Source organism: Aminithiophilus ramosus (assembly GCF_018069705.1).
GTDB lineage: Bacteria > Synergistota > Synergistia > Synergistales > Aminithiophilaceae > Aminithiophilus > Aminithiophilus ramosus.
Map to the genome: position 1 here is coordinate 2,899,359 of NZ_CP072943.1, position 25,740 is coordinate 2,925,098.

At 66.8% G+C, this 25,740-nt stretch carries 26 protein-coding genes; 5 read left to right on the forward strand and 21 right to left on the reverse strand.

Annotated elements, in window-relative coordinates:
- Positions 1-160 precede the first annotated feature (160 nt).
- Complete coding sequence (locus KAR29_RS13055; protein ID WP_274373429.1) at positions 161-2,302, forward strand: methyl-accepting chemotaxis protein; 2,142 nt, start codon at positions 161-163, stop codon at positions 2,300-2,302.
- A gap of 295 nt (positions 2,303-2,597) precedes the next feature.
- On the opposite strand, the gene KAR29_RS13060 is transcribed toward KAR29_RS13055, so the two are convergent.
- The 9 genes from KAR29_RS13060 to KAR29_RS13100 all read right to left on the reverse strand — a co-directional run bounded on the left by KAR29_RS13060 (position 2,598) and on the right by KAR29_RS13100 (position 11,335).
- On the reverse strand, positions 2,598-3,161 hold the full coding sequence (locus KAR29_RS13060; RefSeq protein WP_274373430.1) for a DUF4276 family protein: 564 nt from the start codon (positions 3,159-3,161) through the stop codon (positions 2,598-2,600).
- Positions 3,155-4,342, reverse strand: a complete 1,188-nt coding sequence (locus KAR29_RS13065) for an AAA family ATPase (protein ID WP_274373431.1) — start codon at positions 4,340-4,342, stop codon at positions 3,155-3,157. Before KAR29_RS13065 ends, KAR29_RS13060 begins: the two co-directional genes overlap by 7 nt.
- Positions 4,343-4,756: 414 nt before the next feature.
- Positions 4,757-5,398 carry a GntR family transcriptional regulator gene (locus KAR29_RS13070; RefSeq protein WP_274373432.1) on the reverse strand — a complete coding sequence of 214 codons (642 nt, stop codon included), beginning with the start codon at positions 5,396-5,398 and terminating at the stop codon, positions 4,757-4,759.
- On the reverse strand, positions 5,398-6,531 hold the full coding sequence (locus KAR29_RS13075; RefSeq protein WP_274373433.1) for an aminotransferase: 1,134 nt from the start codon (positions 6,529-6,531) through the stop codon (positions 5,398-5,400). The genes KAR29_RS13070 and KAR29_RS13075 overlap by 1 nt, the downstream gene beginning before the upstream one ends.
- Entirely contained in the window at positions 6,528-7,529 is a 1,002-nt protein-coding gene (locus KAR29_RS13080) for a threonine ammonia-lyase (protein ID WP_274373434.1), read from the reverse strand. The genes KAR29_RS13075 and KAR29_RS13080 overlap by 4 nt, the downstream gene beginning before the upstream one ends.
- The gene (locus KAR29_RS13085; protein WP_274373435.1) at positions 7,526-8,563 is read right to left on the reverse strand and encodes a homoserine dehydrogenase; all 1,038 of its coding nucleotides are present in this window, start codon (positions 8,561-8,563) and stop codon (positions 7,526-7,528) included. Before KAR29_RS13085 ends, KAR29_RS13080 begins: the two co-directional genes overlap by 4 nt.
- A 20-nt stretch (positions 8,564-8,583) precedes the next feature.
- A complete protein-coding gene (locus KAR29_RS13090; protein ID WP_274373436.1) occupies positions 8,584-9,693 on the reverse strand; it encodes a pyridoxal phosphate-dependent aminotransferase in 1,110 nt (369 codons plus the stop codon).
- A gap of 56 nt (positions 9,694-9,749) precedes the next feature.
- Entirely contained in the window at positions 9,750-10,745 is a 996-nt protein-coding gene (locus KAR29_RS13095; protein WP_274373437.1) for an ornithine cyclodeaminase family protein, read from the reverse strand.
- Between the two features lie 140 nt (positions 10,746-10,885).
- Positions 10,886-11,335 (reverse strand): hypothetical protein, encoded by a 450-nt coding sequence (locus tag KAR29_RS13100; protein ID WP_274373438.1) that lies wholly within the window; start codon positions 11,333-11,335, stop codon positions 10,886-10,888.
- Positions 11,336-11,496: 161 nt separating this feature from the next.
- Here KAR29_RS13100 and KAR29_RS13105 point away from each other — a divergent pair, with 161 nt between their 5' ends.
- Genes KAR29_RS13105 through KAR29_RS13115 form a run of 3 tightly spaced genes read left to right on the forward strand, consistent with a single transcriptional unit; the run spans position 11,497 to position 14,202 of the window.
- Entirely contained in the window at positions 11,497-12,825 is a 1,329-nt protein-coding gene (locus KAR29_RS13105; protein ID WP_274373439.1) for an SPFH domain-containing protein, read from the forward strand.
- A gap of 16 nt (positions 12,826-12,841) precedes the next feature.
- Positions 12,842-13,564, forward strand: coding sequence for a hypothetical protein (locus KAR29_RS13110; protein WP_274373440.1), 723 nt, complete (start codon positions 12,842-12,844; stop codon positions 13,562-13,564).
- A gap of 20 nt (positions 13,565-13,584) precedes the next feature.
- Entirely contained in the window at positions 13,585-14,202 is a 618-nt protein-coding gene (locus tag KAR29_RS13115) for a DUF4234 domain-containing protein (RefSeq protein ID WP_274373441.1), read from the forward strand.
- 76 nt (positions 14,203-14,278) lie between these two features.
- On the opposite strand, the gene KAR29_RS13120 is transcribed toward KAR29_RS13115, so the two are convergent.
- The 9 genes from KAR29_RS13120 to KAR29_RS13160 form a co-directional block, all read right to left on the reverse strand.
- Positions 14,279-14,764 carry a CsgG/HfaB family protein gene (locus KAR29_RS13120; RefSeq protein ID WP_274373442.1) on the reverse strand — a complete coding sequence of 162 codons (486 nt, stop codon included), beginning with the start codon at positions 14,762-14,764 and terminating at the stop codon, positions 14,279-14,281.
- A 31-nt stretch (positions 14,765-14,795) separates the two neighbouring features.
- Positions 14,796-15,314, reverse strand: coding sequence for a hypothetical protein (locus KAR29_RS13125; protein WP_274373443.1), 519 nt, complete (start codon positions 15,312-15,314; stop codon positions 14,796-14,798).
- Positions 15,315-15,561: 247 nt separating this feature from the next.
- Positions 15,562-16,707, reverse strand: a complete 1,146-nt coding sequence (locus KAR29_RS13130; RefSeq protein WP_274373444.1) for a tetratricopeptide repeat protein — start codon at positions 16,705-16,707, stop codon at positions 15,562-15,564.
- A gap of 60 nt (positions 16,708-16,767) precedes the next feature.
- Entirely contained in the window at positions 16,768-17,475 is a 708-nt protein-coding gene (locus KAR29_RS13135) for a hypothetical protein (RefSeq protein ID WP_274373445.1), read from the reverse strand.
- Positions 17,476-17,501: 26 nt separating this feature from the next.
- Positions 17,502-18,365, reverse strand: a complete 864-nt coding sequence (locus KAR29_RS13140; RefSeq protein WP_274373446.1) for a hypothetical protein — start codon at positions 18,363-18,365, stop codon at positions 17,502-17,504.
- A gap of 2 nt (positions 18,366-18,367) precedes the next feature.
- Positions 18,368-18,823, reverse strand: a complete 456-nt coding sequence (locus tag KAR29_RS13145) for a hypothetical protein (RefSeq protein ID WP_274373447.1) — start codon at positions 18,821-18,823, stop codon at positions 18,368-18,370.
- Positions 18,820-19,956, reverse strand: coding sequence for a hypothetical protein (locus KAR29_RS13150; RefSeq protein ID WP_274373448.1), 1,137 nt, complete (start codon positions 19,954-19,956; stop codon positions 18,820-18,822). Before KAR29_RS13150 ends, KAR29_RS13145 begins: the two co-directional genes overlap by 4 nt.
- Positions 19,957-19,962: 6 nt before the next feature.
- Entirely contained in the window at positions 19,963-20,832 is an 870-nt protein-coding gene (locus KAR29_RS13155; RefSeq protein WP_274373449.1) for a hypothetical protein, read from the reverse strand.
- A 256-nt stretch (positions 20,833-21,088) separates the two neighbouring features.
- The gene (locus KAR29_RS13160) at positions 21,089-21,682 is read right to left on the reverse strand and encodes a DUF4412 domain-containing protein (protein WP_274373450.1); all 594 of its coding nucleotides are present in this window, start codon (positions 21,680-21,682) and stop codon (positions 21,089-21,091) included.
- A gap of 172 nt (positions 21,683-21,854) precedes the next feature.
- Between KAR29_RS13160 and KAR29_RS13165 the strand changes: the two genes are divergently transcribed.
- Complete coding sequence (locus KAR29_RS13165; RefSeq protein WP_274373451.1) at positions 21,855-23,423, forward strand: GGDEF domain-containing protein; 1,569 nt, start codon at positions 21,855-21,857, stop codon at positions 23,421-23,423.
- A gap of 8 nt (positions 23,424-23,431) precedes the next feature.
- On the opposite strand, the gene KAR29_RS13170 is transcribed toward KAR29_RS13165, so the two are convergent.
- From KAR29_RS13170 to KAR29_RS13180, 3 genes are all read right to left on the reverse strand, one after another.
- Positions 23,432-24,310, reverse strand: a complete 879-nt coding sequence (locus tag KAR29_RS13170; RefSeq protein ID WP_274373452.1) for a VIT1/CCC1 transporter family protein — start codon at positions 24,308-24,310, stop codon at positions 23,432-23,434.
- Between the two features lie 202 nt (positions 24,311-24,512).
- The gene (locus tag KAR29_RS13175; protein WP_274373453.1) at positions 24,513-25,118 is read right to left on the reverse strand and encodes an FmdE family protein; all 606 of its coding nucleotides are present in this window, start codon (positions 25,116-25,118) and stop codon (positions 24,513-24,515) included.
- A gap of 143 nt (positions 25,119-25,261) precedes the next feature.
- On the reverse strand, positions 25,262-25,717 hold the full coding sequence (locus KAR29_RS13180) for a hypothetical protein (RefSeq protein ID WP_274373454.1): 456 nt from the start codon (positions 25,715-25,717) through the stop codon (positions 25,262-25,264).
- Between the last annotated feature and the right edge of the window lie 23 nt (positions 25,718-25,740).

Below are 25,740 nucleotides of genomic sequence, written 5' to 3' on the forward strand. Positions count from 1 at the left end.
TTTCAGCCCCTCTCGGCGACCTCGGAAGAGCGTTTTCACCTCCGTCTCCTTAGACTTTTACCTTTTCGTGACCGTGACGGAAGAGCGGGGAAAGGGCCTCGCCCTAAACTGGCATCGGCGCCCCTCGGCCACAAGGCTCCGCTGAGAAAGGAGAAAGACCATGACCGTCAGGACTCGGCTCTGGATGCTCGTTTCCGTCTTCATCGTCGTCACCTCGGGCCTCTGCCTGAGCGCCTACCTCAAGGGAGGGGCCGTCATCGAAGAGGCCGTCAACCGATTGGGGATCGACAAGGCCCGCTCGACGGCCCTATCTGTGGAACGCTATCTCGATAGGATCGACCTTCTCGTCGAGACCGTCGGTCTGGGACTGGCCGGCAACTGGCCCGAAAAGCTCGATGACGAGGCCGCAGGCCACATCGAAGCGACGCTGGCGACCCACCTCGACAAGAGCGGGCTCGCCCTGGGCGTCCAAGATCTCTTCTTCGCCGCAGCCAGAGGCAGAACCTTCATCGCCGCCGCGGGCCGAGAGAACCCCGAGAACCCCAAAGAACTGCCCTGGTATCAGGCGGCCATCGACGCCGGCCACGGGACCCTCTCCCCGCCCCGCCGCGACGCCGTCACGGGAGAGCTCGTCGTGACCGTGTCGGCCCCTCTCTTCAACAGCCGTCGGATGCTGCTGGGCGTCCTGGGAGCCGACGTGGGCCTGAAGCGACTCGAGGCCCTCCTGGAGGGAGAGAAGGTGCTCGGCTGCGGCTCAAGTCTCCTTCTCGACGGGAGCGGACGCTTCGTCGTCGCCGCCCGCCAGGACTGGCCCATGGAGGAGAACATCCTCGTCCCCTCCGAACGGATCCCGGCCGAGCTGGCCGAGCTGGGGCAGAAGGTCCTCGCCGAAAGGGAGGGGATGGGCGATTTCGTCCTCGACGGCCAGAGGGAACGCCTCTTCTACGGCTATACGCGCTTCGGCTACATCGTGGCTCTCGAGTTCCCTCTGACGACGATCGGAGAGATGGCCGGGACCTTCACCCGTTCCCTGATCCTGTTGGGCACGGGAGCCCTTCTCCTCGTCCTGGCCCTCGTCGTCCCGACGACGCTCCGTCTCGGCCGAGGGCTGACATCGCTCCAGTCGGGAACGGAGCGCCTCGCCGAGGGAGATCTGACCGTCTCTTTCGACGAAAGCGCCTCCGACGAAATGGGGACGATGGGGAAACTCCTGACGGCAATGACGGGCCGTTTCGCCCTCTCGCTCCGACAGACGCGGACCCTCATGGAAGAGGCCTCCCTTCTGGCCTTCGGCCTCGTCGGCGAGGCCGAAGGCTCCCGCTCGGCGGCCCTGCGGACGGCCGAAGCCCTCGACGAGGCCTCGGCCAGGCTCCAGGACAGCGTCTCGGCCCTCGAAGAGATCAACGCCGGCGTCGAGGAGACGGCGGGAGGAACGGCCGAGGCGGCTCAACTGGCCTCCCGCTGCGCCGCCGGAGCGGAGAAGACCCTCTCCGTCGTTCGAGAGGGGATCGAATCCGTCGAGGCGCTGCTCCAGGGTCTCGACGAGGCCACGGGGCGCAGCGAGGCGAGCAGTCTCCGCATCGAGACGCTGCAGCAGGCCATCGCCTCCGTCTCGCGTTTCGCCGGAACGATCGCCACCATCGCCGATCAGACGAACCTTCTGGCCCTCAACGCGGCCATCGAGGCGGCCCGGGCCGGAGAGGCCGGACGGGGCTTCGCCGTCGTCGCCCGCTCCGTGCGGGACCTTTCGGAGGCGTCGGGTCGGGCCGCCGGGGAGATCCAGGCGCTGACGAAGGAACTTCGGGAGGAGTCCCTTCTGAGCCTGAAGGAGGCCCAGGAGGCCCGCGATTCCCTGCGGCAGATCGCCTCAGGCGCGGACAAGACGCGATCGGACCTGCACGGCGGACGGCGCGAAGTGGAGGCCATCGCCGCGGCGACGGGCGAGATCGCCGCCCTGGTCCAGCAGCAGGCCGCCGCCGCCCAGCAGATGACGGTCTCTCTCGGCGAGGCCGTGGGAGGGGCCACGACGGCCACGGAACGCATCGAGATCCTCCGCCGCGTCACGGAAGAGACGCGCGACGGGGCCGCCAGGACGGCCGCGGCGGCGGAGGAGATGGGGGCCAAGGCCTTCCAGGTTCGCGAGGCCTTCGACCGCTTCCGCCTTCCCGAGGAGAGGCCCCGACCGACCGAGGACGACGGAGAAGAGGCGCTGCCCGACGAAGCCGCCGTCCCCGCCGCCCTGCCGTCCAAGTCGGCGGTGGAGACGCCCCGACCGGTCAAGGTCGCCCTGGGACGCTGCTGAACGGAAACCGGCGGCAGGAGGGGGGAGAGGGACGATGTCCCTCTCCCCCCTCCTGCCGCCGAAAGGGCCTTTACATACGCTCGGCAAATCCGGCCTCCGGGCCCCCTCTTTTCTGAAAACATCGTCCATTTCCGATGGCAGGGCGCAAACTCAACGGGATCATCAGGGCAAACTCCGCCGATCCGCGGCAACGTTCTTTGGCCCTCCGCCGCCTCGTGCCCGTGCAAGAACGTTTCCGTCCCTTTCCACCTGCGGATCGGGCTCATAAGGAACAGTTCCGCGGAGAAACGGCCTGTCACTCTTGCGACACGATGGCCCTTATGCCCGACACCAGCACGTTGAAACTCCTCGAACAGTTCCCCTCCAGGCTCAAGTGGGGCCCGATGGCCCGAGACCCCGCTATTTTCTGATACCTGTTTTTCGTCAATTTTTCGAGCTCTCCCGATGGGCTTCCCAGTTGATCGGGAGAGCGGAACTTTCTCTTCTGCTGCTGCCTCCCGATTCCCCCGACGTCGAGCCCCTTCTCCACGGCAGCCAGATCGCCCAGGTAGAAACTCTCCAGCTCGCGGCAGGCGATGCGGACCAGGGCATGCTCTTTCCCCGCCTGGCGGCAGAGCTTCGCAAGTCCCTCCTTGATGACCCGGCAGTCACCCGAATCCTGATCGCGCATGACCACGAAGGCCGAGTCAGGCTCCCGCCAGCCCTTGAGCCTCTTCTCCAGGTTCTTCTCCAGATCCTGCTTCCCCTGAAAAGTGACGTATCGGACGGCGACCCCGCAGGGAAGGAACCGAGGCAGAAGTCCCTGGAGCATCTCCTTGGCCGAAGGCTCTTCGAGGAAGGAGACGATCGCCTTCACCATGGATCGGCGTCCTCGAAAAAGCCCTGGCTCCAGAGATAGCCCATCTGATCGCCCTCTGCCATGTAGGCCGCCAGCTGTGCGTCATCCCTCGCACGAAAGATCCGGGTATACCCCTCTTTCTTGGCCAGCCAGAAGACCTCGTCGAGCCTCACGGCGTTGAGGAAATCGGGGGAATGGGTGGAGACGAAGACCTGGCCGCCTCGCTCGGCATAGGCCCGGAACTCCTCGGCCAGCTCCCCGAGGAGCTTCGGGTAGAGCTGATTTTCCGGCTCCTCCACGCAGAGCAGAGGGTGGGGCTTGGGGTCGTAGAGAAGCGTGAGGTAGGCCAGCATCTTGATCGTCCCGTCGGAGACATGACGGGCCAGGAAGGGATCCTCAAAGGCTCCGTCCTGAAATTTGAGGAGAAGCCGCCCCTCCTCGGTCACTTTGGGCTGCACGTCGGTCACGCCGGGAACGCGCCGCTTCAGACTCTCCAGAATCCTTTCGAAGACGGCCCGTTCGTTGTTGTAGAGGTATTCGATGACCTGAGAGAGGTTCTCTCCCTCTCGGGAAAGGTGCTCGGAGTAGCCCGTTTCCTGCTCGGGACGGGCCTTGCTGATGTGAAAATCGGAGAGGTGCCAGTTTTCTATGAAATCGCCCAGTGCCATCACGGCGGGAAAACGCTCGAACTGGGCCAGTCCCTTGACGGCAAGGATGTCGGGCGCCTTGAGGTTCTGCGTCTCCCGGTTCAACTCGCTCACGTCCGACACCGAATCGAGCTCGTTGGTGACGGCCGATCCCCGGCCTTCGGAGAAGTCGAGAAAATGCCAGGGGCGGCCGCTGCTGCCTCGCCGGTACTTGAGGATCTCCTTTTCGACGACGGCCCGGCCCTCCTTCTCGCCGATCTGGAGGAAATAGGTCGTCAGAGGGCCACCGGGTCTGACGCGGAACTTCAGCTCGATTTCCATGGGCCCCTCCGCGTTGCGGCTTCGCACCTCCTTGAAGCCTCGGGCGCCGCCCAGACGGGAAAGGGCCGCGTTGACATTGTTCGTCATGGCGTCACGGAGAAAATCGAAGAGTTTGAAGATCGTCGACTTGCCCGTTCCGTTGGCGCCGACGATGACGCAGAAATTCGGCAGGTCGGCCATTTCGGCCTCTCGGAAGGACTTGAAATTCTTCAACCGGATGGCCTCGATTTTCATCGTTCGCCTCCTCTCTCTCCGACGCCGTCCCTCACGAAGGAGAAACGGACCCTTCCCTGTCCCGCTTGCGGCCCCGACGCGTCGTCGGCAGTTCCCGAAGGGGAACGTCCCGATTTCGCCTCTGCCGACGAGCCGCACCGCAAAAGGAGCGACCACGCCCCTCAAGCGACGGCCCCGGGAATGAACGCTCTTCATCTTCGATCAACCTTACTGCGGGGGGAAGGCCACCGTCAACAACGAGGGCCGGATTGCGTCTCCGGCGGCCCTTCCGGGAAGGGGGCGAGGCCGGAAGAGGGGGAAAGACAGGGCGCCTTATCGGTGGCCCTAAGGCCGCCGCGCAGACTCGAGGGGAGGTCGCCGACTCCCGTCGGCGACCTCCCCTCGGGTCTGCGGATCGACGGGGCCCTCCGCCCCCTAGCGTCCCCGGCGGGATCGGGTCCGCTCGAGCACGGCCAGGCCGAGGCGAAGATGGGCCGCCATGAGGCGGCAGGCCTCTTCCCCGTCCCCTCGTTTCAGGGCCGCGACGATCCGGCCGTGTTCGACGTCGCTGGAGGCCTCCTCTTCGGCCGGGGCGGGAAAGAGGAGGTGGTAGACGGCCGTCCGGGCCAGCAGGGGGGCCAGCGTCTCGGCGAGGACGGCGTTGCCTCCCGATCGGGCCAGAAGGAGATGGAAGTCGGCGACGCCGCCGAAGAGCGACGGGGTTTTTTTCGCCTCCCACCCGAGAGAGGCGTCCAGTTCGGCCAGGGCGACGGGGTCGGGATGGGCGACGGCCCGTCGGACGGCCAGGAGTTCGAGGTTGATCCTGACCTCGTAGGCCCCACGGATCTCCTCGATGGAGGGGTCGCGAAGGCGGGCGCCGCCGCCGGGCAGCAGAAGGGCGATGCCCTCGGCGGCAAGGCGCTTGAGGGCCTCCCGGACCGGAGTCCGGCTGACGCCGAGCCTTTCGGCGAGGGGCAGGGCGGCAAGGCGTTCGCCGGGACCGATCTGCCCCTCCCTGACGAGGCCGACGATGGCCTCGTAGGCCCTGGCGTCGGCCGAACGGTCGTCGAGGGCCACTAGAGTCCCGAGGCCTCCAGCCTGCGCAGGAAGGCCGATATGCGGTCCAAGCCCTGGCGGAGCATGACGGGATCGAAGGCGTAGCCGATGCGGAACCAGCGGTCCCGGTCGAAGGCGCTTCCCGGGACGATGAAGGTGCCGTCGCCCTCGAAGAGCCTCCGGCAGAAGGTCTCCGACGGGAGGTCGTAGTCGTAGCGGATGAAGGCCGTCGTCCCCGCCTTGGGGGGAACCCAGTCGAGGCGGGCCTCGCCGTCGACCCATTCCCGGAGAACGGCGGCGCTCCGGCGGACGATGGAGAGATTGCGCTCCAGCAGCGCCTCCCGCGCCTCGAGGGCGACCGATCCGAGAAGGTCGTCGATGCGGCCGCAGCTGATGGTGGTGTAGTCGCGACGGGAGAAGCATCGGGCGATGAAGTCGGCGGGGCCGACGATCCAGCCCAGGCGAAGGCCCGCCAGGGAATAGGTCTTGGAGAGGCTTCCCGTGCTGATGCCTTTTTCGTAGAGGTCGGCCACGGAGGGGATGTCCAGGCCGGGCTCGTGGACGAGCCCCCGGTAGACTTCGTCGCAGTGGATCCAGGCGCCGACGGAGCGGGCCACGTCGACGACGGCCTCGAGAAGGGGGCCTTCCATGAGGGCTCCCGTGGGGTTGTTGGGGTTGTTGATGCAGATGAGGCGCGTCTTTTCCGAGACGAGGGCTTTCAGCCTCTCCACGTCGGGGAGGAAGGCCCCTTCGGGCTCGAGGGGAAGGAGCTTCACCGTGGCGCCGAAGGATTCGGGGATGGAGGTGAGCTGCTGGTAGGTGGGCCAGACGGAGACGACTTCGTCGCCGGCCTCGACGAGGGTGTAGAGGGAGAGGAAGTTGGCCGCCGCCCCTCCGTTCATGATGAGGACGTTGTCGCGACTCTGGCGCGCGTAGAGTCCGGCCACGAGATCCCGCAGGCGGTCGCTGCCGGGGATGTCGCCGTAGGAGAGGCGCAGGGACCGGATCTGTTCGAGAAGCGGCTCCTTCCGTCCCGACAGATCGAGAAGGGCCTCGACGGTGAGGGAGTCGACACAGGTCTCGGCGATGTTGGCGACGGCGTCGTTTTCGTAGGTGTTCATCCACTCTTCGACGCCGAAGGGTCTGATTTTCATCGTGCGGAACCTCCTTGTCCTTTGCCGCCCCGGCGGAGGAGGATCTCCACGAGACGGTCGTCGTCGACGTTGCCGCCGGAGATGACGAGGCCCACCTTCTTCCCCGCCAGGTCGAGACGGCCCGAGAGGAGGGCCGCCACCACGGTGGCCGCTCCTCCCTCGATGACTTCGTGATGGTGGCGGTGAACGAAGGCCATGGCCGATTCCAGGGCCTCTTCCGAGGCGGCGGCGAGGCCGTCGAGGCGGTCTTTGAGGTATTCGAAAAGAAGCGGCGAGGCTCCGCCGCAGAGGGCATCGGCCACGGTCTCCTTTTCGCTGACGGGGAGGACCTTCCCGGCGCGGAAGGCCTCGGGCCAGGAGGGGTTGGCCTCGGCATGGGTGCCGTAGATCCCGATGGAGGGACTGAGCCCTTTGGCCGCGGCCGTGACGCCCGAGATGAGCCCCCCTCCGCTGATGGGGCAGAGGATCACGTCCAGATCGGGCTCGTCTTCGAGCATCTCCAGGGCCAGGGTGCCCTGGCCGGAGACGATCTGAAGGTCCTCGAAGGCCGAGACGTAGGTGAGGCCCTCTTCGTCGCGAAGACGGAAGGATTCGGCCTCTGCGTCGTCGTAGACGGCGCCGACGACGCGCAGGTCGACGAAGGGACCTCCGTAGTTTCGGATGGCCTGCCGCTTCGTCTCGGGACAGGCGCCGGGGACGCAGATGACGGCGCGCGTCTCGAGGATCCGGGCCGCCGTGGCCAGTCCCTGGGCGTGGTTGCCGCTGGAGGCGGTGACGACGCCCCGGGCGCGCTCCGCCTCGGAGAGGGAGAACATCTTGTTGAGGGCGCCGCGGATCTTGAAGGAGCGGCATTTCTGCCGGTTTTCCCACTTGACGTAGACGGAGGCTCCGCAGGCCTCGCTCAGAGGATAGGAATATTCCAGGGGCGTCCTGTAGATTCTTCCCCGGAGGAAACGGGCCGCCCTGAGGACGTCGATCAGTCTGGGCTCGATTTTCACGGTTCTTCACCCTTTCTTTCCGCTGTTCCGGCGATCTCCATGAGGTCGTTGAGAACGCCGTAGGCCGTGTCCATCACTTCGGGCCCCTCCTGGGTCAGGACAAGGGGATGCATGAGGTCCGTCTCGATTCTCAGGATGGCGCCGTAGGCATCGACGAGGGAGAAGGGATCGTCGGCGGCCACCTCTTCGACGGCGACGGACGTTTGGATCGCTCCTTCCCGACGACAGGCCCGGCAGACGAGTTTAAGGCGCCGTCCTGCGGCAAGGGCTCTGCGGACCTCGCCGACGGAAACCGATCCGATTCCCCTTCGTTCGACGTCGAAGGGCGTCACGTCGGCCTCCATGAGAACGTTGGCCAGGGCGGCCGTTTTGGCGGCGCCGTCCCAGCCGTCGACGTCGTGGGAGGGATCGGCCTCGGCGATGCCCGCGGCCTGTGCGGCGGCGATGCCCTCTTCCAGGGAGCCGCCCCGTTCCATGTGACAGAGGATGGCGTTCGTCGTCCCGTTGAGGATCCCTGCGAAGGCCTCGACGCGGCAGCCTCGAAGGGCCACTCGGGCCATGTTGAAGAGAGGGGCCCCATCCATGACGGACGACTCGAAGAGGAAGCGGACGCCCTGTGTCTCGGCCAGGGCGGCCAGCTTTCTGTAGGCGAAGGCCACGGGCCCCTTGTTGGCCGTCACGACATGACGGCCCCGGGCAAGGGCCGAGGCGATGTGAGAGACGGCAGGTTCACCCCTTGCCTCGATGGCGAGGGGCGAGAGTTCGACGAGGACGTCGTAGTCGAGGTTTCGGCTGGCCTCCAGAGGCGTCATGTCCGTCCGGAGGGGATGACGGGCGTCGAAGCGGCCTGTGGCCTCCAGCTCGGCCCTGGCCCGGGCGAGATCGACGGCCCCGGCCAGGGAACCCCGGCTGGCGGTGAAAAGGCCGACGACCTCGACGGGAAAGGTTCCCCGCCGGGAAGGCCACCCCTCGTCGGTGACGATGGCGGCAAGTCTGCGGGCCACGTTGCCGAAGCCCAGGAAGAGAATTTTCATCTCCGTCTTCCCCCTTTCCGTCAGTCTCTCATCGCCTCCCGCACGGCTTTCGACAGAGAGGCCAGACCGTCCTCGAGCTCCTCTTCGAGGGGCCAGCCGTAGCCGATGCGCATGTGGCGTCGATCCATCTCGAACCAGTGGCCGGGCCCCACGTAGGTGCCGTATTTCTCGTTGAGGATCCGGTAGAAGGCGTCGATGTCGACGGGCAGGTCCGGACGGATCCGGGGAAAGCAGACGCAGCCGCCGGCAGGTCGGACCCATTCGAAATGGCCCTCGCCCTCCATCCACGTCCTGACGCGGTCGAAGGCTCTGGCGATGCGCCCGTCGTTTTCGGGAAGCCACGTCCGACGCTGCGCGAGGGCATGGAAGGCCACGGTCTCATCGAGGACGCTGCCGCAGATGCCGATCTGCTCCTTGCCGCAGAGGAACCGTTCCATCAGCTCCCGGTTCCGGCAGGCGATCCACCCCGTGCGGATGCCCGGAATGCCGTAGGTTTTCGAGAGGGAGGAAACGCTGACGACGCGGTCGCTGAGGGAGGCAGCCACGGGAAGGGGACGGCCGAAGGCCATTTCCCTGTAGGTCTCGTCGAGAAGCAGGAGAGAGCCTCGGCTCTCCACGAGGGCGATCAGTTCCTTCAGCTCGCCCTCGGTGAAGGTGACGCCTGTGGGATTGTGAGGGGCGGTAAGGCTGACATATTTCGTTTCGGGGCCGATGAGACGGGCCAGACGCCCCATGTCGAGGCGGAAGCCCTCTTCGAAAGTCAGGTCGAGGAAGGAGATGGAGGCACCGATGGCCCGGGGAGTCTCGATGTTGGTGGCGTAGTTGGGACGGGCCACGACGAGGTGATCGCCCCTCTCGAGAAGGGCCGTGGCGATGATGAAAAGGGCCGCCGAGGCTCCGGCCGTGACGAGAATGTCGTCGCCTTCAAGACGGCTCATTTCGGCGATGGCATCCCGCAGACGGCGATCGCCCCGGTGATCGGGATAGGGAAGAAGAAGGTCGTCGAGGACGACGCCCAGATCCTTCAGCGAACGGTCCCTGACGGAGCTCTCCGTCAGGTTGTTCTTGATGCGGTCATAGCCGAGCTGCTCCGGCGATTCTTTCTCGATGGCCATGCGGATGTAGCGCAAGGGAAATCCCTCCTGACGGTCGAAGAAGGCCAAAGACAGCGGCCTTTCGCGGAGCCTCACATGTCGACGACGACGCCGACGCCTCTTTCCTCGGCCCGGCGAAGGGCCAGGTCGGCGGTGACGATGTCCTGAAGGGCCATGCCCGTGCTGTCGAAAAGGGTCACGTCGTCGTCGGACCGCCTTCCTGCGGCCCGCCCCAGGAGGACCGCTCCGATCTCCGTCACCGCGTCGGGACCGATGAGGCCCCGTTCGAAGGCCCGCCGGACCTCGCCGTGGTCGAGGGTCTGAGCCCGGGAGTCGACGAAGAGGGAGGCCCGGGCCGCCAGAGCCTCGTCGAGTTCGCCCTTGTCCTTCGAGTCGGCCCCGATGGCGTTGACGTGCGTCCCCGGCCTCACCCAGTCGGCATCGATGAAGGGCTCCCGGGCGGGGGTGCAGGTGACGACGACGTCGGCCTCGGAGACGGCCTCCGCCAGGGCGCCCCAGGGAGCGACGGACAGAAGGAGGCGGGGAAAGCGAGACCTCATCTCCTCGACGTAGAGACCGTTCATCCTCTCGTCGGGGCTCGTGACGGCCACCTCCTTCAGCTCCGGCAGGACCTCGACGAGTCCCTCCAGCTGAGCCCTGCCCTGGGCCCCGGCGCCGGCGATGAGGGCCCGTCGGCTGTCGCGGCGGGCCAGGGTGCGGGCACCGAGGGCCCCGGCCGCGCCGGTGCGCAGATTCGTCAGAGCCATGCCGTCGACGATGCCCAGGGGCACGCCCCTTTCGGAGCTCATGACCAGGACCAGACCGGCCAGGGCCGGCAGCCCCCGCAGAAGGGGGTTGTCGGCGACCCAGGAGACGACTTTGAGGCCGAAAAGCCCCGCCCCCTCCATGTGGCCCGATTTGATGTCCATGTCGCGACGGCCCGCCTCGAAATCGTGATAGATCGTCGGCCAGAGAGAGGCCTGACCGTCGCTGTAGAGACGATAGGCCCTCTCGACGCAGTCGACGGCGTCGGCCATGGAGACGAGAGAACCCACCTGAGCGGCGTTGAGAACGCGCATGCGATACATGATCTGCCCCCTCGCAACTGAATTCAGTGAATTCAGTTTAGCCCTCCCCCTCGATCCTGTAAAGCCGCCGGCAACGACGGAACGAGGGGCCCGGCACGAAGCCGGACCCCTCGTCGAAAGGAACGGAAAGCGAAACCGTCTCAGTTCGTCGGGGCGGGCGCGGGCTCGGCCTTGGGGGCCATGAGGCTCTTGAGGAGCTCGGCGTTGCGCTGAAGCTCCTTGTCGAGAACGCCCGAGAGATGACGGATGCTCTCGTCGGCGGCGGCGTCACGGCCGGCCACCTGCCGCTGGGCCTCCACATGGGCGGCCATGGCCTGAAGGGCCTCCTGATTGGCGATCAGGGCCGCCTCGAGCCTTTCAAGGCCTCCGGCAAGCTCTTCGACCTGAGCCGCGTTCCCGTCGAGAGCGGCGTTGATGCGATCTTCCATGCTCCCCAGACGGAAGATGACGGCCGAGAAAAGGGCCAGGCAGAGAATGACGAGAAAGGCCATGAACATGACGCGCTCCATGGGGCGCCCCGTTCCCGGCTCTCCCTCTCCACCACCGCAAAGTCCGAGTTTTTTGCCCAGGGCCTCAAGCTGATCCCACATTTAAGATCCTCCTCTCAATTCGAAAAAGAGCGATAAAGCCTCGCAGATAGAATAGTGGAAAAAAGGGCTTCTGCCAAGGAGCGGCGCCCCGATCCCCTCGGGATTTCCCCAGCCCCTTCGAGGCGTATAATGGGGCATATCGCCCAAAGGGGAGATGGCTCGTGGCTGTCGTTAAAGTCGTTGAGTACAACGGACCCGATCCGCATGAGGCCCTGGCCTGGAAGTTCGTCGACGGCAGCGGCCGCTCCGACGAGCTGGGGACGTGGACGCAGCTCGTCGTCCGCGAGGGACAGCAGGCCCTGCTTTTCAGGGACGGCAGGGCTTTGGACCTTTTCGGCCCCGGAAGACACACGCTGAGCACGGACAACATCCCCCTGCTGCGGGATTTCGTCAGCCTGCCCTTCGGCGGGAAATCGCCGTTCAAGGCCGAGATCTGGTACATCAACACCGTCCACTCCCTCGACGTCAAGTGGGGAACGACGAGTCCCATTCAGATCCAGGACCCCCGTTACGGGGTCTTTCTGCCCGTCAGGGCCTACGGCCAGTTCGGCATCCGCGTCGACGACGGGCGCAAGTTTCTCGTCAAGCTCGTCGGAGCCGCCAAGGCCTTCGACAGGGAGGCTCTCGTCGGCCACTTCCGAGGTCTTCTGGTGAGCCGCATCAAAGATCTCATCTCGACGTTCATCGTCGTCGAGAAGCGGAGCATCCTGGAGCTGAACGCCCACCTCAACGCGATCTCGGCCCACATGGAGACGACGCTCGCCCCGGCCCTCGAAACCTTCGGTCTGACCCTGGTCAACTTCTTCGTCACCTCCGTCAACGTGCCCGAGGAGGACCCGGCCGTCGCCCAGCTCAAGAGCGCCCTGGCCCGACGGGCCGAGCTGGAGATTCTGGGGACGGACTACCGTCAGCAGCGCTCCTTCGACGTCCTCGACAGGGCCGCCGCCAACGAGGGCGGAGGCGGGACGATGCAGGCGGGAATGGGACTCGGCATGGGGTTCGGCATCGGAGGCGCCCTGGGGGCGTCGGCCCGGGATCTGGCCGGCGACCTGACCGTCGCCGACGTGCAGCCCTGCCCGGCCTGCGGCACGGACAACGCCAGGGGAGCCGCCTTCTGCTCCCGCTGCGGCCAAAGCCTGCAAAAGGCCCGGACGGGACGGTGCAGCGCCTGCTCGGCTCCCCTTCAGCCCGAAGCCACCTTCTGTCCGGCCTGCGGAAGGGCCCTGAGGCGCTGTGCCTCCTGCGGCAGCGACGTGCCCGACGGCTCGGCGCGCTGCCCCGACTGCGGCGCCCCTCAGCCGATACCCTGCCCCCACTGTCAGGCCCCCGTCACGGAGGAGATGCGCTTCTGCCCCCGCTGCGGAAAGGCCCTGACGGAGAGCTGCCCCGGCTGCGGAAAGGCCCTGACGGAGAGCTGCCCCGGCTGCGGAACGCCCCTTCCCCGGGAGGCCCTTTTCTGCCCCCGCTGCGGCCACAAGGTCCGAGACTGACCGGGAGGTCCTCACGATGGCACGAAACCGTCGATTCAACTGGATCCTGCTCTTCATGGCCCTCGTCGTTTTGGCGGCGATGGCCACGGTCCTCTTCGTCACCCATCCCTCCGAGGAGAGGACGAGCTCTTTCTGGGTCACCCTCGCCTTCCTCTCCCTGGCCGTCGTCGTCACCTTCGCCGCCGCCGCCCTGCAGAACAGCCTCGACCTCGACGGGAAGAACCTTCCTCTGCCCCTGTTCATGGGGCTGACGTCGATCGTCGTCGTCTACGATCTCTTCGTCGCCGCCACCCCCCTTCTGCTCTGGAAGGGCCTCGGCCTGTCGCCGACGACCTACGTCCTGACCCACATCGTGGGGCTGGCCCTCTTCCTCGTCCTGGGCGGCTCGGCTCTCATGGCCTCCCTGGCCTCGACGGAGCGGGCGGAGCGGGGACAGGGCGGCTCGACCGCCTTCGCCCGTCGTGCCGACGAGGCCAGGGAGCTCTCCCGAAGGGCCGCGTCATGCGGTGACGACGCCCTGGCCCGCGCATGGGAGAAGGCCGCAGAGGGCCTCCTCTACGCCGATCCGATGGGCACGGAAGGTTCCGCATCGCTGGAGGGCTCCCTCGACCAGACCCTGACCGACGCCCTGGCCCTCGATCTCGGCGGCGAGGGGGCCAGGAAGACCTCCCGGCTCCTGGCCCAGACCCTTTCGGAGAACCTTCTCCGCCGCAGGGCCCTGCTTCTGCGCGAAAAATGACGTTGAAAGGAGCTCCCCCCATGGATCAGGAAAGGCCCTCTTCTGCCCCCGTCGCGTGCCGCTCCTGCGGCGCCGACAACCCCGCCGATTCGACGTACTGCGCCTATTGCGGCAGCCTTTTGCCTCGGCCGGAAAAAGAGGAGGCGCAAAGGCCCGACGATCGAGAAGGCTCCGTCGGGGCCGGTCCCATCGGACGACGGTTTTCCGCGCCCAAGGCGGGCTTCAAGCGCATCTCCGTCGCCTGGTTCCTCGTCCTCTCCGTCGTCACGCTGGGCATCTACCCGTCGCTGTGGGTCTTCCTGCGCCGCCGGGACTTCAACTCCCTGTCCTCGACGGAGAAGCTCTCCGACGTCGTCGCCGTCCTCCCCCTGGGCGTGACCTTGCTCGCCTTCGCCACCGGCTCCTCCCTGGGGGAGAACGGACAGGGGGGGATCAACTTGGTCTGCCTCGGCCTCTGGATCTGGATCGCCTTCAAAATGCGGACCATGCTCCGCGACCACGTGGCCGGCATCGCCCCCGACTACGCCGCGACCAACGTGGCCCCCTCCCCCCTGTGGACCGTCCTCTTCACGTCGGCCTACATCCAGCACCAGATCAACCGCCTCATCGACGCCGATATCCTGCGACGGACGAACTGAAGGACGCGAAAAGGGCGGAAGAAGGGGGGGAAGGCCAGGCCTTCCCCCCCTTCTTCCGCCCTTTTCGCGTCGCGCCTCAGGAACCGGTCAGTTCCAGGACGATCTGGTCGGCCAGAAGACGCGCGGCCTCGAAAAGCCCCTCCTGGCCATCGGCGCTCGTCGTCTCGAATCCCACGAGAGCCACGGCGCTCTCGACGTCGACGAGGCGTGCCGAGAGGGTATAGAGGCCGCCCGCGGCGTTGACGGAGCCGACGAGGACGTAGCGTGCCCCCAGATGGCGCCCCACCTTGACGGCCGTGGCGTCGTCGACGAGGCCCGAGAGGTTGAGGCGCTGCTCGGCGGCGACGGCCGCGACCTGGGACGATTCGACGACGGTCCAATGGGGCTCCTCGGAAAGCCGCCCCCGAAGCTGCTCGGCCACGGCTCCTCCCAGGAAAAAGGGGCAGCCGACGGCGCGGAAGTCCGTCACGGCCAGGGTCATCTCGGCCCGAGCCGGAGCGCCGACCGCCGCGAGAGCCAGGACGGCGGCCAGAATGACGAGAAGCCTTCTCACGGACGACATCGGTCGTCCCCCTTTCGAAGGGCCCTGCGCCTCAGACGGAGGCGAGGAAGAAGAGACGGGCCACGCCGCCGAGCTCGGTCTGGAGCCTGGCCACGGCGTCCTGGAGTCCCTGGACCTCTCCGTCGACGAAGATCTTTCCCGAGGCGAAGGAGAGCTCGGCCAGGACCTCCTTGGCGCGGGCCTGGTCATCTTCGTTGATGAAGGCCCTGGCCTTGTGGAAGCGGAGAACGTCGCGCAGCTTGGTCTTCCCCGCCAGAAGGCCCTTGCCGTCGCGGACGAGGAGCTGATCGGTGACGAGATCCCCTCCCAGGCGTTCCTCGATCCAGAGGATGATCTCCGAGTCACCCTCGCGCCCCGCGTGGTAGGCCAGCTCGGAGGCCGCCAGGGTGCGCAGTTTCTCCACGTCGCCCCAGAAGGAGACGGTCCTGTCGAAGGCCCTGTCGAGGACCTCGGACAGAAGGGCCTTGCCCTTCCGGTACTGACCGCTTCGCATGTAGCTGGCGCCGACCATGTAGGCCAGGTCGGCGTTGGCCGCCGTGACCTGAGTCACCAGGGCCTCGGCGTCGGCCAGAGCCTTCCCCCCGAGGGATCCCTGGGAGGTGAAGCGGGGGATGGCCTTCTCCGTCTGCTGCCGGGTGGTCGCATCGGACGACGAACCGCCGTCGCCGCCGCCGCCTCAACCGAAGGCCGAGGCGGTGACGAGAAGAAAGACCAGGCCCGTCAGGAAGGCGACGATCGCGCTCTTTCTCGTTCTCTTCATGGTTCGATTCCCCTTTCCTCCCCACTCGTGCTCCCTCCTACCGGAGCATCTCCGCCAACTTTTCCGCCAAGGTGCCGTCGAGACGCTTCAGGGCCGCCACCTCCTCTTCCGCGGCCTTGCGGTTGCCCCTCAGGAATTGGGCCAGGCCCAGAAGGAAGCGAACCTGGGCGTTGTCGGGCTCTTTGGAGCGGGCCGGCAGAAGGACGCCGACGGCGTCTTCCGCCGCACCCGCCTCGATGAGGATCTGCCCCAGGGAAAGGTAGGCCGGAACGTAATTCTCGTCGGCGTCGATGGCCGCCACGAGAAGGTCGACGGCCTCGTCGAGGCGCTTGCGGTTCTTGTAGGCCTGCCCCTTGAGGAAGAGGGCCTCGGCCAGGTCGGGCTTGAGCTCCAGGGCCCTGTCGAGTGCCGGAGTGGCGCCGTGATCGTCGCCCATCATGAAGGAGGCCTTTCCGACGAGGAGATGGGCCTCGGCGAAGGTGGGATCCCAGGTGACGGCCTGCTGGGCGGCGAGAAGGCTGTCGCCGTAGCGGCCGGCCTGGTAGTAGACGCCGGCTGTGATGAAGCGCAAGAGGACGTTCTTGGGGCTCAGTTTGGTCATCTTCTCCCAGTGAGGGATGGAGCGCCGGTAGTCGCCCAGATTATAGTAGCCCAGGGCCTCGTAGAGATAGTAGCGGTAGTCCTCCATGGGCTTGCCCTCGGGAGGCGTCTCGCCGCTGAAGAAGGCCATCATCTCGGCGGCGAGGTTTTTCGTCGCCAGAGTGACGCCTCTCTCCCCTTCTCGGGAGATCTGTTCGAAGCTCTTGAGGACGGCCCCCGATTCGACGTCGACCAGCCGGGCCGTCAGGACCAGAAGGCTTCCGAAGCGGCTGACGGCTCCGAGGACGAAGTAGCGGGCCCCCACGAGGCGTCCCGCCTCGGCGGCCGTCTCGGCGGGGACGACGCCGGAGAGGGCCAGGCGCTGCTGATCCGCCACGGCGCCGAGCTGACGGCGCTCGACGACGGTGACCTCGCGGGTCCCGATCAGCTCCGTCCCCAGGATCTCGCTCACGGAAGAGCCCAGGAAGAGGCTCGAGCCCTGGGAGAGGAAGGTGTTGACGGCCACCGTGAGGGCGGCCTCGGCCGAGGGAAGCGGCCCCAGAAGGGCCAGAAGCAGGGCGGCGAGAGCGACGCGTTTGTTCACCGGGACATTCACCTCCTCGATCGGGGCAGGCGGAAAGGGGCAGGGGCCGTCCCTCTCCGCCTAGCGGGGAGAGTCGGACCAGCGGTGAGTCATGGCATCGTAGACGTAGACCTTCTCGGCGCTGTAGATCTGAACCTTGTAGGCCTCGACGATGGCCGCCTGAGGGTTGACGGCCTCCTTCAGGACCCACTGATGGACCGTCGTGTCGTAGAGAACGACGTCCCGTTCGTCCCAGGCCACGGCGAGGTTGTCGCCCAGTTCGGCATCGCGGACGCGGAAGTCGTCGGCCCTCTGCCAGGCCTTGAGGAGGGGATCGTAGACGACGAAGCCCTCCTCGCAGATCAGGGCCGCCATTCCCCTGGAAAGAAGGGGGCTCTTGATCGCGCCCGGCAGGGACTCGCCCACGATCCAGCGGCGCTCGCGGGAGTCGTAGACGGCGACGCGGCCCCGTTCCCAGGCAAGGGCCAGCTCGTCCGACAGGAGACCCGCCAGAGGCCCGAAGGCCTCCTGGGCCATCCACTGATGGTGCCTGATGTCGTAGACCCAGACGGAACGGTCGTTCCAGACGAGGGCCATGTTGGTGTGCGTTCTGTGTCCCCGGGGATAGAAGTCGTTGAGGACCGACGGCTGGCCCAGGGCCGGGTCGTCGACGCGGACCGTCACCTTGTCGACGAAAAGGCGGACCTCGGCCCGAGCCGGCGACGGGACGCCGCCGAGAACGGAAAGGACAAGAAAAACCGCAAGGGATCGAAGGACTCTGCTTTCCATGGACCTCACCCTTTCTCCCGAAACGATCAGCGACGACTGAGGCGGATTCTGTCGGCCTCGACGCCCTCCAATCGGAGGTCGCTTCGCTGCTGAAGGAGGGCCCGGGCCAGGGCCTCGGCGCTTCCCGGATAGAGGGCCGAGACGAGGGCCACCCCGGCGGAGAAGCGGTCGAGCCGGGCCGAGGCGGAACCGGCACGGGTGCAGCTTTCGACGATGCCGTGGGCCTCGACGAAGGAACGGAGACCCGCGACTTCGACGAGGAGGTTCTGGAGATCGGCCGCGGCCGTCTCGGCCGGAGCGCCTTCGACCATCCGTCCTGCGGCCAGGCGCGTCGCCGAATCGAGGGCCTTCCGGGCGGCCTCGGCGGCGCTGTAGCCCACCTCTTTGGCCGTCGTGGCGTCGGCATAGATCTGCCGTCCGTTCGATCCCAGACAGGCCGTGAGGGCCAGCTCGGCCGTGGCCGTGAAAAGGCCGAACTCGTTTTTTACGGGAGGGGGGACGGAGATCCTCCCCGAGAGGAGGACCTGAAAGCCGAAGGAGCGACTCAGCTCCAGTATGGCCTCGACGTCGCCCTCCAGGGCCAGCGCCGCCGCCTTGGCCTGGCGAATCCTCTCGAGCTGCCTCTGATCGACGGCGCGGAAGCCGCCGTCGATCAGAGTTCCGATGAGAATGGCCTCGGCGGCCGCACTCTCCTGGGCCGACGGAGAGCGGACAAGGACGGCGACGCTCTTGTCCCGGGGCAGGGGCGGAGCGGCCTGAAGGGGGGAGACCGTCAGGACCAGGAGGACCAGAGCGAGGAGCCACGGGGCACGGGGAAAGCGCTTCCCCGGGGCGGCACGACCCGCCCCGTCGCGCCCTCCCGACGGCCGAAGGCGACGCACGTCTCTCACCTTTAGCGGACGACGGCCTCGAAGAGGACGCATTCGTCGAAGAGGCGCTCCAGGGGGAGCGTCACCTCCAGGACGTAGCGGCCCTCCCGGACGCCGGCGAAATCGACGTGCCCCTCGACGACGCTCCCCGAGACGTCGATGGAGCGGAGCCGTTCGGGCAGGCCGTAACGGATCTCGTAGAGGAGCAGGAGAAGCCTCTTTTTCGCCTCCAGGGAGGCTCCCTGCCGGGCCAGAAGACGGGCCTGGGCCGAACTGTCCCTCAGAGGAACCGCCCCCTCCACGGAGGCGGAGCGGCCGGACCAGTCGACGAGGCCGAAGCGGAAGATCTGAATCCCCTCGACGGAGCCGTTGTTGCGCCAGATCCTCGAAAGGTCGGCCTCGGAGAGGGCCCCGGCCGAGAGGGACAGGAAGGGCAGCAGGAGGAGGGCCAGGGTCCCCCTCGCGACAAGGCGCCTCACGGCGCTCGCTTCCCTTCGACGGTGTTGGCCGTCAGCCCCGTCACCTCGACGGAGAGCTTTTCCAGCTCGACGGCCAGGTCCTCGGCCGTCTTTTCCGTCACGACGTCCAGTTCGGCCCTCCCCTGTCCGAAGGCCCTCTGGTAGACGCCGACGACGCCGCCCGCTCCCTCGAGGGCGGATTTTATCTCGCGGAGCTGGGCGAAGGAGACCTTGTCGATGACGATCTTGACGGTCCGTCCCGCCATGGCTCCCGCCGAACCGCTCACCAGGGAGTAGGCCACCTTGTTGACCAGGGCCGAGGCCGCCCCCCGAGAGATGGGCTTGAAGGCCTTGACGGCGCCGTCCTGGGCCGACGTCCCCTTGTCGCGGGCCTCGAAAGCCTCCGTCCCCAGGACATAGGCCGTCTGGGCGATGACGGCCTTGAGCTGGACCTGGGAGCGGACGCCGTAGAGATCGACGCCGGCGACCTTCTGCCTGGCGTAGGAGAGCCCCTGGGCCTTGCCGTAGATGAGGACGTCGGCCCGGAAGGAACGGGCCAGCTCCTGCAGAAGGGTCACGTCTCCCGTCTCCCGCGCCAGGTCGATCTGGCGCCGATCGAGGTCGCCCGCCTGCCCGGCGTCGACGAGGAGGTAGCCCGCCCTCTCGAAAACCTGGAGGACCTCGCCCTCGACGGTGGAGAGGAAGGGACGCTCGCCCTCGATGGACTCGTCGACGAGGACCATGACGCGGGGATTGCCCAGGGCATCGATGACGGCAGGTCCCAGAACGCCGTCGAGGGCCGCCGTGGCGACGAGGCAGTCGGCCTCCACGGTGTAGATGCCCTCCGCTTCTCCCTCACGGGTTATCGTGAAAGAGGTGACGATTCCCTGCGACTGGGAGAAGACCTTGTCGCGGACGACCTCGAAGTCCTTCATCTCCGTGATGCCCTGGACGTAGGCCCCGACGCCCTTTTCCAGGGCGTCCCGGTAGGCTTGGCGCTTGGCCTCGGCCCGGGCCCGGGGAAGGTCGCCCCCCTCGACGGCGGCCGAGCCCTCGGCCGAGACGCGGATCGTCTCCTGGGCCAGGGAGGAAGAGCTCCAGAGCAGGAGGATCGACAGCAGCAGCAGGGGGGCGAAACGACGGGCCCCGCCCATGGGCCTCTACCTCTTCACGACGGAGACGCGGCAGGGGACGCGGAAGTCGTAGGCGCTTCCCCTGATCCTGGCTCCGTCCTTGTTGGAGACGACGATGTCGACGTTCTCCGGTCCCTCGACGCGGAGGGCCTTGACGACGAGAGGGCCGTCGCTGACGCGCGGGGCTCCCTTGGCATAGTCGAGGCTGCTGTGGTAGTCGCAGAGCCCCGAGGAGAGGAAACGTTCCTTGTCCACGGAGGCGAGGCCGTAGACCTCCTTGCCCGACTCGTCGACGATGCGGAAGGTCATGGCCGGAATGAGGGGCAGATCGCGGGCGTCGACGACGAGGCCCGTGTAGCTGGCCGATCCCTTTTTGGCCGGAGCCGGAGGGGACGGCAGAGGGCGGGGATGAGGCTTTTCGGGCAGGGCAGGTTCGAGGGCCCTGCGGAGCTGTTCCAGTCTGATGCGGCCGACGACGGTATAGACCTCGCCGTCCCAGGTGGCCTCGAGGATCTCCACGCCCTGGACCATCCCCTGGACCTCGGTACGGACGATATCGGTGGCCATGAAGTCCTTCATCGTCGTCTTCGCGTCGACGCGTACGCCCTGCAGGTATTCGAGGAGATTGCGCTGAAGGTCGACGAGAGCGCCGCGACGGGCCAACAGCTTGCCCTGAGCCAGTTTTTCCTTGCCGGCGGGAGGAACGGCCTGTCCCCGTGCCTCGATGTAGCTCTCCGTCCAATTGGTGCGGGCCGATTCCGTCTCGTCGACGACGGCAAAAGCCGACGGCGCGGCCTCGACCGCCACCGTCTCGACGACGGCCTGGACCGCCTGGGCCTCGACGGCACAGGGGAACAGGCCCGCGACGAGAATCAAAAGCAGGACTCTCCTGATCATCCCCATCCTCTCCTTTCCTCTCGTCGGAGCGGGGGAACCGCCCCGACGGCCTCTCCAGAGAGACGCCATGAACTGTTTTTCTTTCAATTTAGCACAGGCAAGGCCGAAAGAACATAGGCAGTCGCGGCTGCCGGACCGGACAGACCGGCCGCCGTGACGCGGACCGTCCTCACCCTCCCTTCGGCCCGCCGACGCAGGGCGAAGGAGACGTTCCAGGCGGAACCCCTCGGGCGACGGTCGACGCGGCGACAGACCTTCAAAAGGCTCCCATCTCCATTTTTTGGTAGCCCTCGGGTACCTGAAAGACGTCGTCGGCCACGTTGCCCTCGACGATATTGCGATACTCCACCGTCGACGTCCCCTCCGGCGATTCGTGGATGGCCTTGAGGGGCATGGAGAGATCGTGGGAGAACCAGATCAGCGTCGAGACGTCGCCGTTCTCCTCGTCGACGAGACGGATCTTCTCGCAGACGTAGCCGGCGACGGTCTCGCTGCCCAGATTCTGCATCTTCATCCCCTCCGGAGCCGCTCCCTCCCGGGGGACCGAGTCGGCATCGAGGCCCCCCATGTCGGCCATGGGAAAGGCGGCGGCCTCCATCTCCATATAGGCCTTCCTGTCGTGAAGAAGAATGAGCGACGAGCGGTCCTCCCCCAAGGTGATGACGCCCGTCCGTCCCATGGCCCCCTCCATATCCTGACGCTGTCTGTCTCCTTTGACGTAGATCTTCCCCGTCATGGCCCCCATGGGTCCCTCGATGACCATGTCGGCCTCGAAATTGGCCGCCCAGGCCCCCCCCGCCACAAGGCAGAGAGAGAGGATCACAAAGAATCGTACCGCTGCCGTTTTCACTGCCCAATCCCCCTTTCCTTCTCCAAGATTTTTCCGATAAACATTCTAGCCCCTAGGAAGGGACGACGCCAAGGGAGAAAAACGTCCGTACCGGGCGAAAGGGGTACGGAGAGGAAGGAGGAACCCTTCGGTGTTATAATTAACCGATAGGATCGAAAAGGAGGGGTCGATCATGAACCGTCTGCGGAGCGTCTCGAAAAAAGCCCTCATTCCGCTCATCCCCGGCCTGATCCTCCTTCTGGGATTTCTGATCCTCTTCGCCCTCTCCCTGGATCACCGCCTCCGCCGCGACGCCTACCTGGAGGCCCGGACCACGGAGGCCGAACAGAGCCTTCTCGCCGTCATCGGCGCCTTCCGTCCCTTCGCCGAGACCATCGCCGAGAAGGATCTCTTCTCCCCCTCCATCCGCTCCCGCATCGAGACGGCCTGGGACGCCGGGCCAGGCCCCTACAGGGAGGGGGTCGCCCGCGAGATCGCTCGGGAAATCGGCCCCCTCTACGCCATCGTCGACGCCAAGGGATTTCGCCAGATCCAGTACCACCTGCCCGACGCCTCTCTCCTCCTCGACCTTTCCCCCCGCCCCGTCCGGCCGTCAGGGGACAGAGGGGACGAGGACGAAGGGGGGCCTTTCACCGTCCAGCTCGTCAACGCCTCTCTCGAGCCCGTCGAAGGCTTCGAGGCCGACCGGGCCCTCTCGGGCTACCATTTCGCCTACCCCCTCCTCTGCCCGTCGGGGCGCCCCGTCGGCAGCGTCAGACTCACCCTCTGCCCCGGCAAGATCATCCCCCTGCTGGAGGAGCTGGCGAGGGGAACCTTCTTCTTTCTCGAATCGAAGGAGGAGCTCGAGGCCAAGGGGCTGACGGCCCTGCGACAGGACCATCTTCCCTTTCCCGGCCTGGACGGCTTCCTCGTCGAACGCTCCTTCCTCTCCCACCACCGGGCGGCCGAGGGACCGGACGCGAAGACCGTCCAGGATATCTGCCGAGCCCTCGGCCCCCAGGACCGCCAGCGACTCGCCTCGGGAGCCTCCTTCTCGACGGCCCTGACCCGCGACGGGAAACCCTTCCGGGCCACCTTTCTCCCCCTCCGCTCGCTCCGTCGCGGGCTTGTGGGCTACCTGGCCGGATTCACCGTCGACGGGACGATCCAGATCCAGGGCGAGCGCTACCGCTCCCTCATGGTCGCCACGGGCCTCATCTTCGCCCTCCTGGCCCTCCTGACCTGGCTCGCCCTCCGCAACCATCTGGCCGTCGAACACCTGGCCACCTGGGACACCCTGACGGGAGCTCTCTTCCGGGAGCCCTTCCTGCGCGAGGCCGAGCGGGAGTTCTCCCGCAGCCTGAGACACGGCCAGTCTCTGGCCTGGATCATGTTCGACGTCGATCATTTCAAGGAGGTCAACGACTCTCTGGGACACGCCGCGGGGGACCGCCTCCTCCGGGCCCTGGGCAGGGCCGTCTCCCAGGGCATCCGCACGTCGGACCTCCTGGCCCGCTGGGGAGGCGACGAGTTTCTCGTCCTGGCCCCGGAGACATCGGAGCGCCAGGCCTTCCGCCTGGCCGAGAGGATCATGGATCTGGCGGCCTCTCTCGACGTTCCCGGAGCCCCTCTGAAACTCAGCGTCGGCGTCCACGTCCAGGACCCGAAGGAGAGCATCGACGAGAGTCTCCGAAAAGTGGACGAGGCCCTCTACCGGGCCAAGAACCTGGGACGCAACCGCATCTCCCGATGGAGCCCCTGAGAGGCCCCTCAGACGTCGGTCCCCAGCAGACGGCGGGCGGCGAGGCCGATGAGGAAGGAGACGGCGGCCACTCCGAGGCTGATGGAGAGCATCTCGACGAAGTTCCGTCGGAAGGGAACGTCTCTGACGACGGTCATGAAGAAGGTGAAAAGGGCGATGACGGCGACGGCTCCGACCAGGGTGAAGGCAAGGGCCGTCAGGGGATGGGAGAGGACGAAGAAGGGAAGGACCAGGACGGCGACGGTCATCAGATAGGCCGTCCCGGTGTAGAGGGCGGCCTTGAGCGGGTGGCCGCCTCCCTCCGATTTCTGCGAGAGATATTCCGACGCCGACATGGAAAGGGCGGCGGCGATGCCCGTGATGAGGCCCGCCAGGGCCACCGTCTCGGCGTCGGCCAGGGCCAGGCTCAGGCCGGCCAGGGCGCCGGTGAGCTCGACGAGGGCATCGTTGAGGCCGAGAAGGATGGAGCTCATGTAGCGGAGGCGCTCCTCGTCGAGAAGGCCGATGAGGGCCTTCTCGTGATCCGTCTCGTCGGCGACGATCGCCCCGACCTCGGGGAAGCGGTCGGCGATGTCGCCGTACCCCTCCTGAGCCCTGTCCTCCCTCTTTTCCAGGAGCTTGACGGCGAAGGTGAAGCCGAAAAGACGGGCCATCAGGAGGTAGAACCACACCCGCCAGCGCTGGGGCCTCACCTCCACGCCGGTGTGGCGTCGCCAGACGGCGCCGTGGCGCCTCTCGTCGGCGGCGATGCGGAGGAGGACCTCCCCGTTGCGCCCCCCTTCCCTGCGGGCCAGAGCCTCGTAAAGGGCCGATTCGGTCATTTCCGTCCGCTGGAAGGCCAGAAGACGCCTCCTCAAAGAACGCTCTTCGATGGGTGCGCGCTCCACGTTTTTCGCTCCTTTCCTCCCTTCGGGAGACTTCCTTTTCCGCTAGAGGCGGGCTCGTCGGGAAAATCCCCGCCGATTCGAACCGCCCCTGAACATTGCCCCTGCACGGAGAAGCCCCCCGTCGGCGGCCGAAGCGAGGCGCGGCAGAGGGACTTCCCTCCGCGGCTCTTCCGACGGTCCCGTCGGAAGAGCCCTTGTCCCCTCAGCGCCGGACCTCGCCGTCGAAACAGTCCGGGCAGAGGACGCGACCGCCGTGGAGCCTCGCCTTCGTCTCCATGACCTTTTCGCCGCACCGCTCGCAGAGGCGGCTCGGCTCCATGGGGGCGTGAGGGGGAACGTCCCTGCGCACCGGTCCGACGAGAAGGAGGGCCTCAAGGTCGGCGTCGAGAAGCGCCTGAGCCCTGGCCTCGCGGAGAGTGGCGAAGTCGAGTCGCTCCTTTTCGGAGAGAGTGCCCTCGTTGCTTTTGATCTGCAACATCCGGTAGAGATCGCCTCCCTCGTCGGGCCGAGGCCGGGGTACGAGGCGAACCGCCTTGCCGTCGCGGCGCCGGTAGAAACTGAAGGCCATCTTTCCCACGTCGCGGACGACGAGGTTGCCCTTGCCGAGCGTGCATCCCGTCAGGACCTGGACGGCATCGACGGCGCAGCTGTCCGATTCGGCGACGGCGACGATCTCTTCGTCGCCGGCCCGCCCCACCTCCTGCAGGGCCTTTTCGGCGATGCGAATGCCCAGGGCCAATCCCGGACACCAGTGACCGTGAAAGGCGACGACCTCTTCGATCCGCTTGGGGCTGAACTCCGTTCCCATCGTTGACCTCCTTCTCCTTCCCTTTCCCGCGAAGGGCCGCCACGGCACGCGGCGGGGCCTCCGTTCCGACGTCGCGCGACCGGCCGCTTCCTCCGGCGGAGGCGGTCTGCCGGAGAAAGCGGAGAAGGGCACGGGCGGGAGAGTCAGCGGAGGTGCAGCTCCTCGCCCTCGCCGACAAGCAGATCCTTCCGCCGGGCCCAACGCCAGGCCCGGCGGAAGGTGACCGTCCTCAGGGGATCGGCACCGTCGCCGTCGCGCCCCTCGGCCAGGGCCGCGCCGAGCGCGAGGGCCCCCCGCATGAAGGCGACGCTTTTGGCGACGCAGAAAAGCCCCGCCGCCAGGCCGATCAGGGAGGGAACGAAGGTGACGGAGCGGAGATCGGCGGAGACGACAGCCATCCCCCAGATGGAGAAGAGGACGAGACTCGCCGCGGAAAGAGACAGAAGAAGGGCCGTCGTCCAGTAAAGCCCCCTTCTCTCGAAGGGATCGTCAAGAGAGGTCACCCGACCCAGATGGCCCCGCGACTCGCGGTAGAGCCGACCGAGCCCCGAGTGCCAGAGACGCCGCAGGACCTCGTCGGAGGGCATTTCCGTCGTCATCGTCTTTCACCCTTTCTTTTGCC